18 protein-coding genes are annotated in these 16,522 nt (G+C 57.8%); 7 read left to right on the plus strand and 11 right to left on the minus strand.

The annotated features are described in order from the left end of the window. The first annotated feature begins 28 nt into the window (after positions 1-28). Positions 29-799, plus strand: a complete 771-nt coding sequence (locus KGB06_RS05335) for an SDR family oxidoreductase (RefSeq protein WP_223512307.1) — start codon at positions 29-31, stop codon at positions 797-799. A gap of 156 nt (positions 800-955) precedes the next feature. After that, positions 956-1,654, plus strand: coding sequence for a tRNA (N6-threonylcarbamoyladenosine(37)-N6)-methyltransferase TrmO (gene tsaA / locus KGB06_RS05340; protein ID WP_223512308.1), 699 nt, complete (start codon positions 956-958; stop codon positions 1,652-1,654). 204 nt (positions 1,655-1,858) lie between these two features. On the opposite strand, the gene fpr is transcribed toward tsaA, so the two are convergent. Continuing rightward, positions 1,859-2,638 carry a ferredoxin-NADP reductase gene (gene fpr / locus KGB06_RS05345; RefSeq protein WP_008054100.1) on the minus strand — a complete coding sequence of 260 codons (780 nt, stop codon included), beginning with the start codon at positions 2,636-2,638 and terminating at the stop codon, positions 1,859-1,861. A gap of 122 nt (positions 2,639-2,760) precedes the next feature. On the opposite strand from fpr, the gene KGB06_RS05350 reads away from it, so the two are divergent. After that, positions 2,761-3,687 (plus strand): LysR family transcriptional regulator, encoded by a 927-nt coding sequence (locus KGB06_RS05350; RefSeq protein ID WP_007947183.1) that lies wholly within the window; start codon positions 2,761-2,763, stop codon positions 3,685-3,687. Here the strand turns inward: KGB06_RS05350 and KGB06_RS05355 are convergent. The 3 genes from KGB06_RS05355 to KGB06_RS05365 all read right to left on the minus strand — a co-directional run bounded on the left by KGB06_RS05355 (position 3,684) and on the right by KGB06_RS05365 (position 5,751). Beyond that, positions 3,684-4,046, minus strand: coding sequence for a diacylglycerol kinase (locus KGB06_RS05355; RefSeq protein ID WP_223512309.1), 363 nt, complete (start codon positions 4,044-4,046; stop codon positions 3,684-3,686). The genes KGB06_RS05350 and KGB06_RS05355 overlap by 4 nt on opposite strands. Before the next feature lie 75 nt (positions 4,047-4,121). Further along, positions 4,122-4,772: a response regulator transcription factor ErdR gene (gene erdR / locus KGB06_RS05360; protein WP_223512310.1), complete on the minus strand. Its 651-nt coding sequence runs from the start codon at positions 4,770-4,772 to the stop codon at positions 4,122-4,124. Between the two features lie 202 nt (positions 4,773-4,974). Continuing rightward, positions 4,975-5,751, minus strand: a complete 777-nt coding sequence (locus KGB06_RS05365) for a tRNA-uridine aminocarboxypropyltransferase (RefSeq protein ID WP_223512311.1) — start codon at positions 5,749-5,751, stop codon at positions 4,975-4,977. Between the two features lie 189 nt (positions 5,752-5,940). On the opposite strand from KGB06_RS05365, the gene KGB06_RS05370 reads away from it, so the two are divergent. Further along, complete coding sequence (locus KGB06_RS05370) at positions 5,941-6,363, plus strand: PA3611 family quorum-sensing-regulated virulence factor (RefSeq protein WP_223512312.1); 423 nt, start codon at positions 5,941-5,943, stop codon at positions 6,361-6,363. Here the strand turns inward: KGB06_RS05370 and KGB06_RS05375 are convergent, their stop codons facing one another. Further along, positions 6,364-6,558, minus strand: coding sequence for a hypothetical protein (locus KGB06_RS05375; RefSeq protein WP_223512313.1), 195 nt, complete (start codon positions 6,556-6,558; stop codon positions 6,364-6,366). Positions 6,559-6,919: 361 nt separating this feature from the next. Between KGB06_RS05375 and KGB06_RS05380 the strand changes: the two genes are divergently transcribed. Continuing rightward, positions 6,920-8,038, plus strand: coding sequence for a TIGR00730 family Rossman fold protein (locus KGB06_RS05380; RefSeq protein ID WP_223512314.1), 1,119 nt, complete (start codon positions 6,920-6,922; stop codon positions 8,036-8,038). Between the two features lie 43 nt (positions 8,039-8,081). Here the strand turns inward: KGB06_RS05380 and recX are convergent, their stop codons facing one another. The 5 genes from recX to KGB06_RS05405 form a co-directional block, all read right to left on the minus strand. Further along, positions 8,082-8,549, minus strand: a complete 468-nt coding sequence (recX, locus tag KGB06_RS05385) for a recombination regulator RecX (protein WP_223512315.1) — start codon at positions 8,547-8,549, stop codon at positions 8,082-8,084. An 8-nt stretch (positions 8,550-8,557) separates the two neighbouring features. Next, a complete protein-coding gene (recA, locus tag KGB06_RS05390) occupies positions 8,558-9,610 on the minus strand; it encodes a recombinase RecA (RefSeq protein ID WP_007947175.1) in 1,053 nt (350 codons plus the stop codon). Positions 9,611-9,693: 83 nt separating this feature from the next. After that, complete coding sequence (locus KGB06_RS05395) at positions 9,694-10,194, minus strand: CinA family protein (protein WP_223512316.1); 501 nt, start codon at positions 10,192-10,194, stop codon at positions 9,694-9,696. A 158-nt stretch (positions 10,195-10,352) separates the two neighbouring features. Then, entirely contained in the window at positions 10,353-10,703 is a 351-nt protein-coding gene (locus tag KGB06_RS05400; protein ID WP_223512318.1) for a phage holin family protein, read from the minus strand. 269 nt (positions 10,704-10,972) lie between these two features. Further along, positions 10,973-11,716: an XRE family transcriptional regulator gene (locus tag KGB06_RS05405; protein WP_223512320.1), complete on the minus strand. Its 744-nt coding sequence runs from the start codon at positions 11,714-11,716 to the stop codon at positions 10,973-10,975. 203 nt (positions 11,717-11,919) lie between these two features. On the opposite strand from KGB06_RS05405, the gene mutS reads away from it, so the two are divergent. Further along, positions 11,920-14,487 carry a DNA mismatch repair protein MutS gene (gene mutS / locus KGB06_RS05410; RefSeq protein WP_223512368.1) on the plus strand — a complete coding sequence of 856 codons (2,568 nt, stop codon included), beginning with the start codon at positions 11,920-11,922 and terminating at the stop codon, positions 14,485-14,487. Positions 14,488-14,629: 142 nt separating this feature from the next. Continuing rightward, on the plus strand, positions 14,630-14,953 hold the full coding sequence (gene fdxA, locus KGB06_RS05415) for a ferredoxin FdxA (protein ID WP_223512321.1): 324 nt from the start codon (positions 14,630-14,632) through the stop codon (positions 14,951-14,953). A 472-nt stretch (positions 14,954-15,425) separates the two neighbouring features. On the opposite strand, the gene rpoS is transcribed toward fdxA, so the two are convergent. Then, positions 15,426-16,436 (minus strand): RNA polymerase sigma factor RpoS, encoded by a 1,011-nt coding sequence (rpoS, locus tag KGB06_RS05420; protein ID WP_223512322.1) that lies wholly within the window; start codon positions 16,434-16,436, stop codon positions 15,426-15,428. Positions 16,437-16,522: the final 86 nt, after the last annotated feature.

The raw sequence follows: 16,522 nt of genomic DNA on the forward strand, positions 1-16,522 counted from the left end.
ATTGACCCTTAAGCGTTCAGGATTCGCCATGCACCCGTATTTTTCCCTGCAAGGCCGCACCGCACTGGTGACCGGCGGCACCCGTGGTATCGGCAAAATGATCGCCAAGGCTTATGTCGAAGCCGGCGCAACCGTGTACGTCTGCGCCCGGGACGCCGAAGCCTGCCGGCAAACGGCTGACGAGTTGAGCGCGTTCGGGCGCTGTCACGGGGTGGCGGCCAATCTGGCCACCGAAGAAGGCGTACTTCAACTGGCTACGCGACTGGGTGAGCAGATCACTCATCTGGATATTTTGGTGAACAACGCCGGCACTACCTGGGGCGCGCCACTGGAGAGCTATCCGGTCAAGGGCTGGGAAAAGGTCATGCAGCTCAACGTGACGTCGGTGTTCAACTGCATTCAGCAGTTTTTGCCGCTGTTGCGCAAAGCCGGTTCTGAGGCCAATCCAGCGCGGATCATCAACATCGGCTCGGTCGCCGGAATTTCTTCCTTTGGTGAACAGGCGTATGCCTACGGCCCGAGTAAGGCAGCCTTACATCAATTGTCGCGGATTCTGGCGCGGGAGCTGGTGAGCCAGCACATCAACGTCAACGTGATTGCGCCGGGACGTTTCCCGAGCAAGATGACGCAGCACATTGGCAATGATGAACAGGCGCTGGCGGACGATACGGCGTTGATTCCGATGAAGCGCTGGGGGCGAGAGGAAGAGATGGCGGCGCTGGCGATCAGCCTGGCGAGTACGGCGGGGGCGTATATGACCGGGAATATTATTCCGCTGGATGGGGGGTTCAGCCTTTAGATCGGCGGCGCGGCTTTCGCGAGCAGGCTCGCTCCCACAGGGGAATGCATTTCAACTGTGGGAGCGAGCCTGCTCGCGAAGAAGCCCTTGTAGCCGCCACAGATCCAGGGACGATCAGGTTATCATGCCCACCCTCTCCCGCTTTGACCAAACACCATGACCTACAGCGTTTCCCCCATCGGCTTCGTGCGCTCCTGCTTCAAGGAGAAGTTCGCCATCCCGCGCCAGCCGCAACTGGCCCCGGCCGCTCGCGGTGTTCTGGAGTTGGTCGCGCCGTTCGATCAGGGTGATGCAGTGCAAGGCCTGGAGCAGGTCAGCCACGTCTGGTTGCTGTTTCTGTTCCATCAGGCCCTGGAAGAAAAACCCCGTTTGAAAGTCCGCCCACCTCGTCTCGGCGGCAACAAATCCATGGGCGTGTTCGCCACCCGCGCCACGCATCGACCCAATGGCATCGGGCAATCCGTGGTCAAGCTGGACAAGGTCGAAGCCAATCGCCTGTGGATATCCGGCATCGACCTGCTGGACGGCACGCCGATTCTCGACATCAAACCCTACGTGCCTTACGCCGACATCATCGACAGCGCCTCCAACAGCATCGCCAGCGCCGCGCCGCAGCTGATTCCCGTGCAGTGGACGGATGCGGCGCTGCAACAGGCTCATGACCATGCTCAGCGCCTTGAAGAACCCTTGGTGGCGTTGATCGAGCAATGTTTGGCACAAGACCCACGCCCGGCCTACCAGATTCCTACGCCTGAACGGGAATATGGCGCGCAGTTCTGGGATCTGGATGTGCGTTGGCATTATCCCGAGGCCGGGGTGATTCGTGTGCTCGAAGTCATTCCCGCGAAAATCTAAACGCCAAAAACAAAAAGCCCGCGCTGCCTTTTCAGGCAACGCGGGCTTTTCTTTGCGCTACACATCTGCTGTAGGAGCTGGCTTGTGTAGGAGCCTGGCTTGCCAGCGATAGCGGTTTGTCTGCCGACATTATCGGCAACAGACAGATTGTCTTCGCTGGCAAGCCAGCTCCTACACAAGCCAGCTCCTACAAGTGACCTACGGTCACTTCTCGACGAACGCACGCTCGATCAGGTAATCACCCGGCTCGCGCATCCTCGGCGAAACTTTCAGGCCGAAGCTGTTCAACACTTCGCTGGTCTCGTCGAGCATGCTCGGGCTGCCGCACAACATGGCGCGGTCATCCTGCGGGTTGATCGGAGGCAGGCCGATGTCGCTGAACAGCTTGCCGCTGCGCATCAGGTCGGTCAGACGACCTTCGTTCTCGAACGGCTCGCGGGTCACGGTCGGGTAGTAGATCAACTTGTCACGCAGCGCGTCGCCGAAGAACTCGTTCTGCGGAAGGTGCTCGGTGATGAATTCGCGGTAAGCGACTTCGTTGACGTAACGCACGCCGTGGCACAGGATCACTTTTTCGAAACGCTCGTAGGTTTCCGGGTCCTGGATGACGCTCATGAACGGTGCCAGACCGGTACCGGTGCTGAGCAGGTACAAATGTTTACCAGGCTTCAAGTCATCCAGCACCAGCGTGCCGGTGGGCTTCTTGCTGATGATGATCTCGTCGCCTTCCTTCAGATGCTGCAACTGGGAAGTCAGCGGGCCATCAGGCACCTTGATGCTGAAGAACTCGAGATGCTCTTCCCAGTTCGGGCTGGCGATCGAGTAAGCACGCATAAGCGGGCGGCCGTTGGGCTGTTGCAGGCCGATCATCACGAACTGACCGTTCTCGAAGCGCAGGCCCGGATCGCGGGTGCACTTGAAGCTGAACAGAGTGTCGTTCCAGTGATGAACACTGAGGACACGCTCGTGGTTCATGTTGCTCATGTACGTGGGACTCCTGGAGATTTTGCCTGCGCCATTGATGTGCGCAATTGCATCGCATTCTAAAGGCAGAGACAATATCTGTTAAATGGATTATTAAGATAAGGGTTATCGGTTATATAGATATGCGATTTACTCTCCGTCAACTTCAAGTATTCGTCGCCGTCGCCCAGCAGGAAAGCGTATCCCGTGCTGCGGGCTTGCTGAACCTGTCGCAATCGGCGGCGAGCACCTCGATCACCGAACTGGAACGCCAGTCCAGCTGCCAGCTGTTCGACCGCGCCGGCAAACGGCTGAGCCTTAATGCCCTGGGCAAACAGCTGCTGCCACAAGCGGTGGCACTGCTCGATCAGTCCAAGGAAATCGAAGACCTGCTCAACGGCAAGACCGGTTTCGGCTCATTGGCGGTCGGCGCGACCCTGACCATCGGCAATTACCTGGCCACCTTGCTGATCGGCAGCTTCATGCAGCGCCACCCGGAAAGCCAGGTGAAGCTGCACGTGCAAAACACGGCCAATATCGTGCAGCAAGTGGCTCACTATGAAATTGATCTGGGTCTGATCGAAGGCGACTGCAGCCATCCGGACATCGAAGTGCAGAGTTGGGTCGAGGATGAACTGGTGGTGTTTTGCGCGCCCCAGCATCCACTGGCCAAACGCGGCATTGCGACCATGGAGGAGCTGAGTCACGAGGCGTGGATCTTGCGAGAGCAAGGCTCTGGCACGCGGCTGACCTTCGACCAGGCCATGCGTCACCATCACAGCGCGCTGAACATCCGCCTGGAACTTGAGCACACCGAAGCGATCAAGCGTGCCGTGGAGTCGGGATTGGGGATTGGTTGTATTTCGCGGCTGGCGCTACGCGATGCCATTCGCCGTGGCAGCCTGGTGCCGGTGGAGACACCGGACCTGGACCTGGCGCGGCAATTCTATTTCATCTGGCACAAACAGAAATATCAGACGTCGGCGATGCGCGAATTCCTCGACCTGTGCCGCGCTTTCACCGCAGGGGTTCAGCGCAGCGACGAGATCGTTCTGCCGAACATCGCTTAAAGCAGGATGACAGCCCAGACCAGCGCGATCATGGTTAACGCCACGAACTGAGCAGCGCTGCCCATGTCCTTGGCGTTTTTCGACAGTGGATGCAATTCGAGGGAAATGCGATCGATGGCCGCCTCTACTGCCGAGTTCAGCAACTCGACGATCAGCGCCAACAGGCAGACAGCGATCAGCAGCGCTTGCTCGACGCGGCTGACGTTCAAGAAGAACGTAACCGGAATCAGAATGACGTTGAGCAACACCAGTTGCCGAAAAGCCGCTTCACCGGTGAAAGCTGCGCGCAGGCCATCCAGCGAATAACCGGAGGCATTGAGGATGCGTTTTAGGCCGGTTTGGCCTTTGAAAGGTGACATAGGGTAGGCAACTGACCAGATAGGAGTGGGAACGCTAGATGAAGCAAGGTTAAAAAAGCGTGAATATGGAGCCGTTTAGTGGCTCGCAATTGACTCAAGTTGTTGCAAGAGCAACGCCGCCTGAGTCCGGGTTCGCACATTCAGCTTGCGAAAAATCGCTGTAACGTGGGCCTTGATCGTCGCTTCGGAGACGCTCAGTTCGTAAGCAATCTGTTTGTTCAGCAAGCCCTCACAGACCATTGTCAACACCCGGAACTGCTGAGGCGTCAGGCTCGCAAGGCCCTCACTGGCAGCTTTGGCCTCAGCGGAAACACTGACCGCTTCAAACGCCTGAGGAGGCCAGAATACATCGCCGTCGAGCACCGCGCGTACGGCTTTCTGGATGACACTCAGGTCGCTGGATTTTGGAATGAACCCACTGGCACCGAACTCACGGGACTTGACCATGATCGACGCTTCTTCCTGCGCGGAGACCATCACCACTGGAATTTGCGGGTACTGACCGCGCAACAGCACGAGCCCGGAAAAACCGTAGGCGCCGGGCATGTTCAGGTCCAGCAGCACCAGATCCCAATCAGATTTTTCATCCAGGCGGGCTTCCAGCTCGGCAATGCTCGCCACTTCCACCAGACGAACATCCGGGCCCAGGCCCAGCGTCACGGCCTGATGCAGCGCACTGCGAAACAGCGGGTGATCGTCGGCAATCAGGATTTCGTATGTGGCCATTTTTCAAATGATCCTGTTTTTTCAAACAACTCAAGGCACAGCCACGGAGCTGTACCAACGGGGCACGTTCAACGCCAATCACATAGCTATTCAAGTAAAAATACGGCGTATCAAACCTGGCCGCGCCCCAATCGGCGCCAAGCATGCCCAGCGAAGCCTAGGTGGTCAAGCTGCGCGGCGTTAGACCAATGGCCCAATTTTTCTACAGTATGGGCGTCTCCGGGCAGATGGCCGGCGCAGTGTTTTGCACGAAGGGCATCAGTTCGGCGTGAGCGGGTGTTGCAACGTTCATGTCCAGCTGACGTTTCGCGTCCAGGTAATGCTGGCTGAACACGTCGAAATAAGCGTCCAGAGCCGATGCCGCTGCGGTATCCCCTGCCAGATCGAGACACAGTGCAGCCACTTCTGCGGTGCACAAATGCTCGCTACGGGTCGACCTGCGCAGCCGGTATCGAGACAACTTCTCGGGCAGCAGACTCAGGATCGGCAGGCGATCGAAATAGGGGCTTTTGCGGAAGATCTTTCGGGCTTCTGTCCAGGTGGCGTCCAGCAGAATAAACAGCGGACGCTTCGAACTACCCGTGTCGACGTTGTTGGTGACACGCTCGGGCTCAACGTATTCCCCCGGAAACACCAGATACGGCTGCCACTGCGGGTCGGCCAGTAACGCCAGCAGTTGTTCATCAACCTCCGTGCGTGACCAGATAAACGCATGGTTGTCGCGCACCACATCGGCAATCAGCCAACCGGTGTTACTCGGTTTGAACACTTCCTTGTTGGTCATGATCAGGCACACACCAGAGCGCGCCTCGACTTGCGGGCGCCAGGCGCACAGGCAATGGCTCTCGATCACGCGGCAGGCACGGCAACGTGGTGCCCTCCAGCCCCGGGCCTGAATCGGCTTGATACCCTCTTCTTCTCGCGCATCGCGCAAGCGGGCCACGGCGTTGGCAGCAAAGTGTGGGGTGGCAGGGTTCATCGCAGGCAGCGCCGGCAGGAAAAGAAAATCGACACGAAAAGCACTCGGCAGGGCAAAAAGTGGCGCCAGTTTATCAGAGCCGCCAGCGCAAGCCTGTACCGTCCGGAGCGCGTCCCCTATAATTCGCCGCCACTGAACGCACAGTCATGTGACGGGTCGAAGCACCAGTCACTGAACCAGGAGAGTTTCATGCTGCGCCTAATCGTCCCCACCGCTGCCATTTTGCTGGCGTCGTCCTTCAGCGCTCAGGCTGCGTCCTTGAGTGAGCAGAATCTCAACAGAGAACTGCAAAACGTCGCAGTCCAAAGCAGCGTCGGCACGCCACGGGCAATCAACGAAGATATTCTCGATCAGGGTTACACCGTCGAAGGCAAGCAACTGATCAACCACCTGAGCGTGCAAAAGAGCCACGCCGACAAGATGCGCGCTGACCCTAAAGCCGTGTATTTCCAGTTGGGCGCCTCGGTTTGCAACAACCCGTCGTTCCGCAAACTGATGGCCAAGGGCGCGATCATGCGTTACGACTTCACGGAAGTGAAAACCAACAAGGCGATCGGCTCCGCCAGCTATCAGGAATCGGATTGCCTGCAACCGGCCAAGAAGAAAAAGTAATCACTCGGAATTGGCGCGCCGCTGTTCATCCTCGGCGCGCAGTTCTGCCAGCAATGCCTGCAAGTAACTTGATCGTCGCTTGGTATCCTCCAAGCGTCGGCAGCACTCCTCCTCGAGACTCACATGATGTGTCTCGGCTGATGACTTGAGCAATCGATACAGTTGCGTATCGATCTCCAGAATGACCCTGGTCATAGCGTCCCGCCTCCTTGCTCCTCGCCCTGCTTGAGCGAAAATCCTTCAACTTCTTGAATCGCGCGCCCTGCCATTGACGCAAAGTTGTCGTGTCATACCTGTAGCTTAGTAAATCAGAGCGCCGGAGACTCGGTCTGCGTTCAGACGAACGGTGAAATCACCTTGCAAATCGTCAATAAGCGGTTGCCAGGAAAGACTTTGCGGCGCAATGATCAAGGCAGCGTAAATCTCTGCGAGGGTCTAGATTCATAGTGTTCCCATTCACTTTCCGGGCTGGAAAGGGGCCGCCCGCGACGCGTCTTGTTATGCGAATGTTTCCTTCATCCAAGGGAAAACAGAGCCAGTATGGAAGGAGAAATTGATGCCTTACCAACCGAATGACCTGCTAAGCCGTCATTTTGAAGAAAGCGGCCACGACCTCACCAGCAAGGTCGAAGAACAACTCAACCTGGTTTCACCCAACAGTCCCAACATCCCCATCTACCGCGACATGATCCTGACCGTGCTACGTATGGCTCAAGAAGATCACAACCGCTGGAATGCCAAGATCACCCTTCAAGCCCTGCGCGAACTGGAGCACGCTTTTCGTGTGCTTGAGCAGTTCCGCGGCCGGCGTAAAGTCACCGTATTCGGCTCGGCCCGAACACCGATCGAACACCCGCTGTATGGTCTGGCCCGAGAACTGGGCGCCGCGCTGGCACGCTCGGACCTGATGGTCATCACCGGCGCAGGCGGCGGCATCATGGCGGCGGCGCACGAAGGGGCCGGCAGAGAACACAGCCTCGGCTTCAACATCACCCTGCCCTTCGAGCAGCATGCCAACCCCACCGTGCAAGGCACTGCCAACCTGCTGCCCTTCCACTTCTTTTTCACCCGAAAGCTGTTCTTCGTCAAAGAAGCTGATGCGCTGGTCCTGTGCCCTGGCGGTTTCGGCACCCTGGATGAGGCGCTGGAAGTACTGACACTGATTCAGACCGGCAAAAGCCCATTGGTGCCGGTGGTATTACTGGACGCGCCGGGCGGCAAGTTCTGGCAAGGCGCGCTGGACTTCATTCACCATCAACTGGAGGAAAATCGCTACATCCTGCCGACTGACATGAAGCTCGTGAGCCTGGTTTACAACGCCGAAGAAGCGGTGGAGCAGATCAACCAGTTCTACAGCAACTTCCACTCCAGCCGCTGGCTCAAGCATCAGTTCGTGATTCGCATGAACCACACGCTCAGCGACCAAGCGCTCGAACACATGCAGGACGCATTTGCCGACCTGTGCCTGAGCGATCGCTTTCATCAGCACGCCTACAGCGGCGAGGAGCACGACGAAGCGCAGTTCAGCCACCTGGCGCGACTGGCGTTCAACTTCAACGCGCGTGATCATGGTCGGCTGCGCGAACTGGTGGACTATATCAACCTGCCGGAAAACTGGGCTCACTCCAAACCTCATGCGCAACAGCGCACGCGAGAGCCTTCTAAGGTGACTTGAGGCAAAAAAATGGCCCGCTATCGAAATAGCGGGCCACTTTTTATCAATCATCCATTCCCCGGCCACTGAACAAGCGGCCGATCATCTCCATGGAATATCCCCGATAACTCAGGAAGCGCCCCTGCTTGGCACGCTCCCGAGCGTCTATCGGCAGATGTCCGGAAAATTTACGCCGCCAGGTATCCTCCAGTTGCTCCTGCCAATTGATACCGCTCTCGCGTAACGCGAGTTCAATATCGGCACGTTGCAGGCCGCGCTGGCCAAGCTCCTCGCGAATACGCAAAGGGCCATAACCGGAACGGGCCCGGTAGGAAACAAAGCTTTCGAGGTAACGGGATTCGGACAGCAGGCCCTCTTCCGTCAAGCGGTCGAGTGCGGTGTCGATCATTTCAGGGAGGGCGCCGCGCTGACGCAGTTTACGCGTCAGCTCGACTCGACCGTGCTCGCGTCGTGCGAGCAGGTCCATTGCGGTTCGCCGCACCGCGACGAGTGTATCGAGTACGGCGGTCATCGGATCAATCAGATATCAGCGTCAGCCAGGTCATCAGCAGTCTCTTTGACTGGCGATGCTTTGACATCCGGCGCCGGGGTCAGCAACTTGTCACGCAGCTGCTTCTCAAGCGTCGCGGCGATTTCCGGGTTGTCCGCAAGGAACTTGGCCGAGTTGGCCTTGCCCTGACCGATCTTGGTGCCGTTGTAGGCATACCAGGCGCCGGATTTCTCAACGAAACCGTGCAGAACACCCAGGTCGATCATCTCGCCATTGAGGTAGATGCCTTTGCCGTAAAGGATCTGGAACTCGGCCTGACGGAACGGCGAAGCTACTTTGTTCTTCACGACTTTGACGCGGGTTTCACTACCGACGACTTCATCACCTTCTTTCACCGCGCCAGTACGACGGATGTCCAGACGAACCGAAGCGTAGAACTTCAGCGCGTTACCACCGGTGGTGGTTTCCGGGCTGCCGAACATCACGCCGATTTTCATACGGATCTGGTTGATGAAGATCACCAGGCAGTTGGCGTTCTTGATGTTACCGGTGATTTTACGCAGCGCCTGGGACATCAGACGGGCTTGCAGGCCGACGTGCATGTCGCCCATTTCGCCTTCGATTTCTGCCTTTGGCACCAGAGCAGCTACGGAGTCGACGATGATCACGTCAACGGCGTTGGAGCGCACCAGCATGTCGGTGATTTCCAGGGCCTGCTCGCCGGTGTCCGGCTGGGAAACCAGCAGGTCGTCGACGTTGACGCCCAGCTTGCCGGCGTACTCAGGATCAAGGGCGTGTTCGGCGTCGACGAATGCGCAGGTCGCGCCGGCTTTTTGAGCCTGGGCGATCACGGACAGTGTCAGTGTGGTTTTACCGGAGGATTCAGGACCGTAGATTTCAACGATACGACCTTTTGGCAGACCGCCAATGCCGAGCGCGATGTCCAGCCCCAGAGAGCCAGTGGAGATAGCCGGGATAGCCTGACGGTCCTGATCGCCCATACGCATTACGGCACCCTTGCCGAATTGACGTTCGATCTGACCCAGGGCCGCAGCCAAGGCTTTCTTCTTGTTGTCGTCCATTAAAGTCCTCACGTAATCAATAAGGCCTGACGGCCAACACCTGTATAAGTAGCCAGTATTATTCCACAGCGTTTCAGGATCGCCTACCCCTGATTTGAGATTTCTGCGGCAGCATGGCGCAGCAGCCCCTCTAGCGCGGCCTTCACCGTTTGTCGGCGGACCTCATCGCGATTACCGGCGAAGTGCTGCTCTTCGCTGAACACCCGCTCGCCAGCCCCCCAGGCCAGCCAGACCGTGCCCACTGGTTTACTCGGAGAACCGCCATCCGGCCCCGCCACACCGCTGACCGCCACGGCGAAATGCGCCCGGCTCTTTGCCTGCGCACCTCGCACCATCGCCTCGACCACCTCGCGACTGACCGCGCCCACGGTCGAAAACAACTCCACCGGGACGTTCAATTGCTGGGTTTTCTGCCGGTTGGAGTAGGTGACATAACCGGCCTCGAACCACGCCGAACTCCCCGGAATGCGAGTGATCGCCTCCGAGATGCCGCCGCCAGTGCAGGACTCGGCAGCCGTAACGTGAGCATTGAGAACCTGCATGCGCCTGCCCAGTTCAGCGGCCAATTGGGTGATTTCTTTCACGGTCATCTCCTGAGCGATCGGAAGTGGAATTAGAACTACCGTACACGAGCGTATCGCGCTTGCAAGGCGCAGGATCAATCAAAATGTGAGGGTGTGAAGGCTCTGATCCAGGCGTGACAAGCCTGCAAGGCAATCAGTCCACGGTCAGCGATGCCCGTTCACTGCTGATCAGGACGAGAATCGCGCGGCGGCACTTCGCAAACGCCAATCCGCTTGGCTGCCCAGCGCTCATAAAGCCCGATGGCGACGTCTGCCCCAGCCATGGCTGTGAGGCATCCAAAAGCCCCAGCGGCCCAGATCGACAAGCCAGCGGCATACAGCAGCATGATGGCCGAAATCCCGCAGATCATGCAGGCCCCCGAGCGCAATGCCAGACGCCGCAGCAGTGACCAGCCGCGAGCACCGTCCTTGTCGGCACGCCACATTTCGCCAGACACCCCGCCCACCAGTGCAAGGACAATGACGAGCCAGCTCGGCATGTCCAGCAACGCTTGTTGCTCGATTGTCATGTCTCGCCTCCTGATGTGAGTGATAAGGGGTTCTTTCAAACGGTCAGTAGCCACCCATCTGAACCGTTGAGGCCGGTTCAGCGCTGCCTTTGTCGAGCGGCTTGAGACCAAGAGTATGCATGGATGCATATACAGTCAATGCACAAATGCATTTGCTTCTTCACCGAGAATGCATTGACGCATAAAAACACAACAAACAAAGGCGCCGGCGGTTTTCGACAGGCGAAAAAAAACCGCTGGATGGCGGTTTTTGTCTGAAAGCGGTGAGGTTAGCGGGCGTACATGCCCCACCAGAAGACGTGACCAAGAATGACAATCTGCTCTTCCTGGATTTCCAGGAAGGTATAGTCCTCATCCGGGTGTTCATCGCGGTTGAAGCTACGCAGGCGGATCCCGATCGGCAGGCGATAAAGCTGTTTCACGCGCAATTGACCGTTATGGTTGATCGCATAAAGGTCGCCATCAACGATGTCGCCAATCCCGCACTTGCCCGCATTCACGCCAACGGTTGCGCCATCGCGCAGCACGGGCAACATGCTGTTGCCACGCACCGTCACGCATTTTGCCTGATCGAATTGCACACCATTGTGGCGCAAACTGCGCTTGCCGAAGCGCAGACTAGAGCGTTCGCTCTCTTCGATGACGAATCTTCCTGATCCCGCAGCCAATTCAACCTCGCGAAGAAAGGGGACGGACACTTCATCGTCATCGACGGGCGTATCGTCGTCCCACAGACTTATATCCTTGAGTTCGGAATGCACTGCTTCGCGCCCCTTATTGGCGCTGATCGACACATCCGTGCGGCCACGCAACTGATCAGTGCTGACGGCGAAGTACTCGGCAATCTTCGAGATGTGTTTATCCGAAGGATCGACGATCTTCCCGCCGAGGATCCGCGAGAGTGTGGATTGAGGCACGCCGGTGCGACGGTGAAGCTCCGTGGGGGAGATCCCGTGTTGATCGAGCAGCGCTCTTAAGACGGTAGAAACATTGCGTTTTTGCATACTGCGCATAGTGCGTGTTCTTTTTGTCGAAAACAAATGCTGTTTTGCATATCCGATGCATATCCAGCAGAAATGTGCCGCAGGGCTTTCATGCCTGCGTCGAGCGGACCGCCCATGGTAATCTTGCGCCCATTGCGGAAAAGCCGGGCCAATGCCCCTCCTTTGCCCTACACCTTTCAACGAGTTTTCCTGAATTTCCGATGAATAAAGCCATCTCCGATCTGTCTTCCCACACGCCAATGATGCAGCAGTACTGGCGCCTGAAGAACCAGCACCCTGACCAGCTGATGTTCTACCGCATGGGCGACTTCTACGAGATCTTCTATGAAGACGCGAAGAAAGCCGCCAAGTTGCTGGACATCACCCTGACCGCCCGTGGGCAGTCGGCGGGTCAGGCGATTCCGATGTGTGGGATTCCTTACCATGCGGCAGAAGGCTACCTGGCGAAACTGGTCAAGCTCGGCGAGTCGGTGGTGATTTGTGAGCAGGTGGGTGATCCGGCGACCAGTAAAGGGCCGGTGGATCGTCAGGTGGTGCGGATCATCACGCCGGGCACAGTCAGTGACGAAGCGCTGCTGGATGAGCGCCGGGACAACCTGATCGCGGCAGTGCTGGGTGACGAGCGTCTGTTCGGTCTGGCGGTGCTGGACATCACCAGCGGCAACTTTACGGTGCTGGAAATCAAGGGCTGGGAAAACCTGCTGGCGGAACTGGAGCGGGTCAATCCGGTCGAGCTGATGATCCCGGACGACTGGCCCAAGGACCTGCCGGCGGAAAAACGTCGTGGGGTTCGTCGCCGTGCACCGTGGGATTTCGAGCGCGACTCGGCGCTGAAAAGTCTTTGTCAGCAGTTCTCTACCCAGGACCTCAAAGGCTTTGGCTGCGAGAACCTGACACTGGCCATCGGTGCCGCCGGTTGCCTGCTCAGCTACGCTAAGGAAACTCAACGCACCGCCCTGCCGCACTTGCGCAGCCTGCGTCACGAGCGCCTGGATGACACCGTGGTGCTGGACGGCGCCAGCCGTCGCAACCTGGAACTGGACACCAACCTGGCCGGTGGCCGCGACAACACCCTGCAATCGGTGGTCGATCGCTGCCAGACCGCCATGGGCAGCCGCTTGCTGACCCGTTGGTTGAATCGCCCGCTGCGGGATCTGACCGTATTGCTGGCGCGCCAGACCTCGATCACGTGCCTGCTCGACGGCTACCGCTTTGAGAAATTGCAACCGCAACTCAAGGAAATCGGCGACATCGAGCGGATTCTGGCGCGGATCGGCCTGCGCAACGCGCGCCCTCGCGACCTTGCTCGTCTGCGCGATGCGCTGGGTGCGTTGCCTGAGTTGCAGGTGGCGATGACTGAGCTTGAAGCGCCGCACATCATTCAACTGGCCAAGACCACCAGCACTTATCCGGAACTGGCGGCGCTGCTGGAAAAAGCCATTATCGACAATCCGCCAGCGGTGATCCGTGACGGTGGCGTGTTGAAAACCGGCTACGACAGCGAACTCGACGATCTGCAATCGCTGAGCGAAAACGCCGGGCAGTTCCTGATTGACTTGGAAGCTCGCGAAAAAGCACGCACCGGTCTGTCGCACCTGAAAGTCGGCTACAACCGCATTCACGGTTACTTCATCGAGTTGCCGAGCAAACAGGCTGAGTCCGCGCCGGCAGACTACATTCGCCGCCAGACGCTGAAAGGTGCCGAGCGTTTCATTACCCCGGAACTCAAGGCGTTCGAAGACAAGGCACTGTCGGCCAAGAGCCGTGCGCTGGCCCGAGAGAAAATGCTCTACGAAGCGCTGCTCGAAGACCTGATCGGCCAATTGCCGCCGCTACAAGACACCGCGGCTGCGCTGGCCGAACTGGACGTATTGAGCAACCTGGCCGAACGCGCCCTGAACCTCGACCTGAACTGCCCGCGTTTCGTCAGCGAGCCCTGCATGCGCATTACCCAGGGGCGTCACCCAGTGGTCGAGCAAGTGCTGAGCACGCCGTTCGTGGCCAACGACTTGAGCCTCGACGATAACACTCGGATGCTGGTGATCACCGGCCCGAACATGGGCGGTAAATCCACCTACATGCGTCAGACCGCATTGATCGTTTTGCTCGCGCATATCGGCAGTTTCGTGCCGGCTGCCAGCTGTGAACTGTCCCTGGTGGACCGGATTTTCACCCGGATCGGCTCCAGCGATGACCTGGCGGGTGGCCGTTCGACCTTCATGGTTGAAATGAGCGAAACCGCGAACATCCTGCACAACGCCACCGAACGCAGCCTGGTGCTGATGGACGAAGTCGGTCGCGGCACCAGCACCTTCGATGGCCTGTCCCTGGCCTGGGCTGCCGCCGAGCGATTGGCGCATCTGCGCGCTTACACGCTGTTCGCCACCCACTATTTTGAGCTAACGGTACTACCGGAGGCGCAACCGCTGGTGGCCAACGTTCACCTCAATGCCACCGAGCACAACGAACGCATCGTGTTCCTGCACCACGTGCTGCCCGGGCCTGCCAGCCAGAGTTACGGCTTGGCCGTGGCGCAATTGGCCGGCGTGCCGAGCGAAGTGATCGTGCGTGCGCGTGAGCACCTCGGTCGACTGGAAGCCACCGCCCTGCCCCATGAAGTTCCTGTGATTGCCAAGGGCAAACCGGCCGCTCCGCAGCAAAGCGACATGTTCGCCAGCCTGCCGCATCCGGTGCTGGATGACCTGGCCAAGCTGGATCTGGACGACATGACACCACGTCGTGCGCTCGAAATGCTCTATGCACTAAAGAACCGGATCTAACGCACTTGCCTACAAGCTGTTAGAATCTCGCGCGGTTTGGGATGCTGCTGGCTAATAGCCTGGCCAGCAGACTATCGCTCCCAAACCTGGCGACCCCAACGTGAAGGGGCTCCGCTGCCGCCGCCTGAGGAGAAAATTAGAAATGACCTTCGTCGTCACCGACAACTGCATCAAGTGCAAGTACACCGACTGCGTAGAAGTCTGTCCGGTGGACTGCTTTTACGAAGGCCCGAACTTCCTGGTGATCCACCCGGATGAGTGCATCGACTGCGCACTGTGCGAACCAGAATGCCCTGCCGTGGCCATCTTCTCCGAAGATGAAGTTCCGGAAGGTATGCAGGAATTCATTCAGCTGAACGTTGAACTGGCGGAAATCTGGCCCAACATCACTGAGAAGAAAGAATCGATGCCAGACGCTGAAAAGTGGGATGGCGTCAAAGGCAAGATCAAAGACCTCGAACGCTGATTTTCCGCGCGTTCCCGAAAAGGCCCCTAGCGGGCCTTTTTGCTTTTCTGAAGGTAAAAAAAGGGGCGGTTTGACCCGCCCACATTTTTCCCTATTCCCTGTGTTCCTTTTCATCGTCCTGATGAATCGCTTCCTGCGATGTCCATTCCCCTCATCCTTGAAGGGCGTGTCTGTCCGTCGACACCATTCAGATACTAGAGAGTTCCCTACCAAGAGCAATTGGCCTGGGTCGTCAAAAACATGTGTCATACATTCTTTATAAAATTAAATATGCATATAAATCATGCGGATAGCATGCGACCGCGTAGGAAAATGTACGACTAGCACCTTGTAAAAATAGTGAACACTTACGAAAGAGTAAGAGAAGACCTACAGCGCAAGACGACAAACCTGCGGCAATCCTCACCCACCTTACAGGCAATAAAAAACCCCGAACCAAGCGGGGTCTTTTACTGCCGATTGAGCCTGTCGCTTATTGAAACAGCGACTCGCTCGACAGGCCGTTCTTCTCGAGAATCTCCCGAAGACGCTTCAGGCCTTCCACCTGAATCTGTCTGACCCGCTCCCGGGTCAGGCCGATCTCCAGGCCTACGTCTTCAAGCGTGCTGCTCTCGTGTCCGCGCAAACCGAAGCGGCGTACTACCACTTCGCGTTGTTTGTCCGTCAACTCCGACAGCCATTGATCGATGCTTTGGGACAAGTCGTCATCCTGAAGCAGCTCACAAGGGTCGGTTGGACGGTCATCAGTCAGGGTGTCCAGCAGGGTTTTATCCGAATCCGGACCCAGCGAGACGTCGACCGAAGAAACCCGCTCATTCAAGCCAAGCATGCGCTTGACCTCTCCCACCGGTTTTTCCAGCAGGTTGGCGATTTCTTCGGGTGAGGGTTCGTGATCGAGTTTTTGCGTCAGCTCCCGTGCAGCCCGAAGGTACACGTTGAGCTCCTTGACCACATGGATCGGCAACCGGATGGTCCGGGTCTGATTCATGATCGCGCGCTCGATGGTTTGACGAATCCACCAGGTTGCGTAGGTCGAAAAACGAAAGCCGCGTTCAGGGTCGAATTTCTCCACTGCCCGGATCAGGCCGAGGTTGCCCTCTTCGATCAGGTCCAGCAGCGACAGCCCACGATTGACGTAACGACGGGCGATTTTCACCACCAGCCGCAGGTTGCTTTCAATCATGCGCTTGCGCCCGGCCGGATCGCCACTTTGCGACAGACGCGCAAAATGAACTTCTTCTTCCGGGGAGAGCAATGGGGAAAAGCCGATTTCATTGAGATACAGCTGCGTGGCATCAAGTGCCCGCGTGTAATCGATGTACTTGTGTTGTTTTAGCGAAGCGGAGTGTTTGGATTTGGCACGAACGGAAGAAGGTGGAGCTGCCCCTTCATCATTCGACATCGAATCCGTCTCGATACCGGTCTCCATCAGGAGAACCTCATCGTCGATGTCAAACTCCGGCACTTCTTTACTGAGAGCCATTGTTATAGTCCTTTGGTGAGTTCGACCTCAAGCTCAAGCGACGCCTTTATCCTTGGCAACGCTGGAGCCTGTTCCCTCTACGTGAC

Origin of the sequence: Pseudomonas sp. GL-B-19 (assembly GCF_019956415.1) — a bacterium.
Taxonomy (GTDB): domain Bacteria; phylum Pseudomonadota; class Gammaproteobacteria; order Pseudomonadales; family Pseudomonadaceae; genus Aquipseudomonas.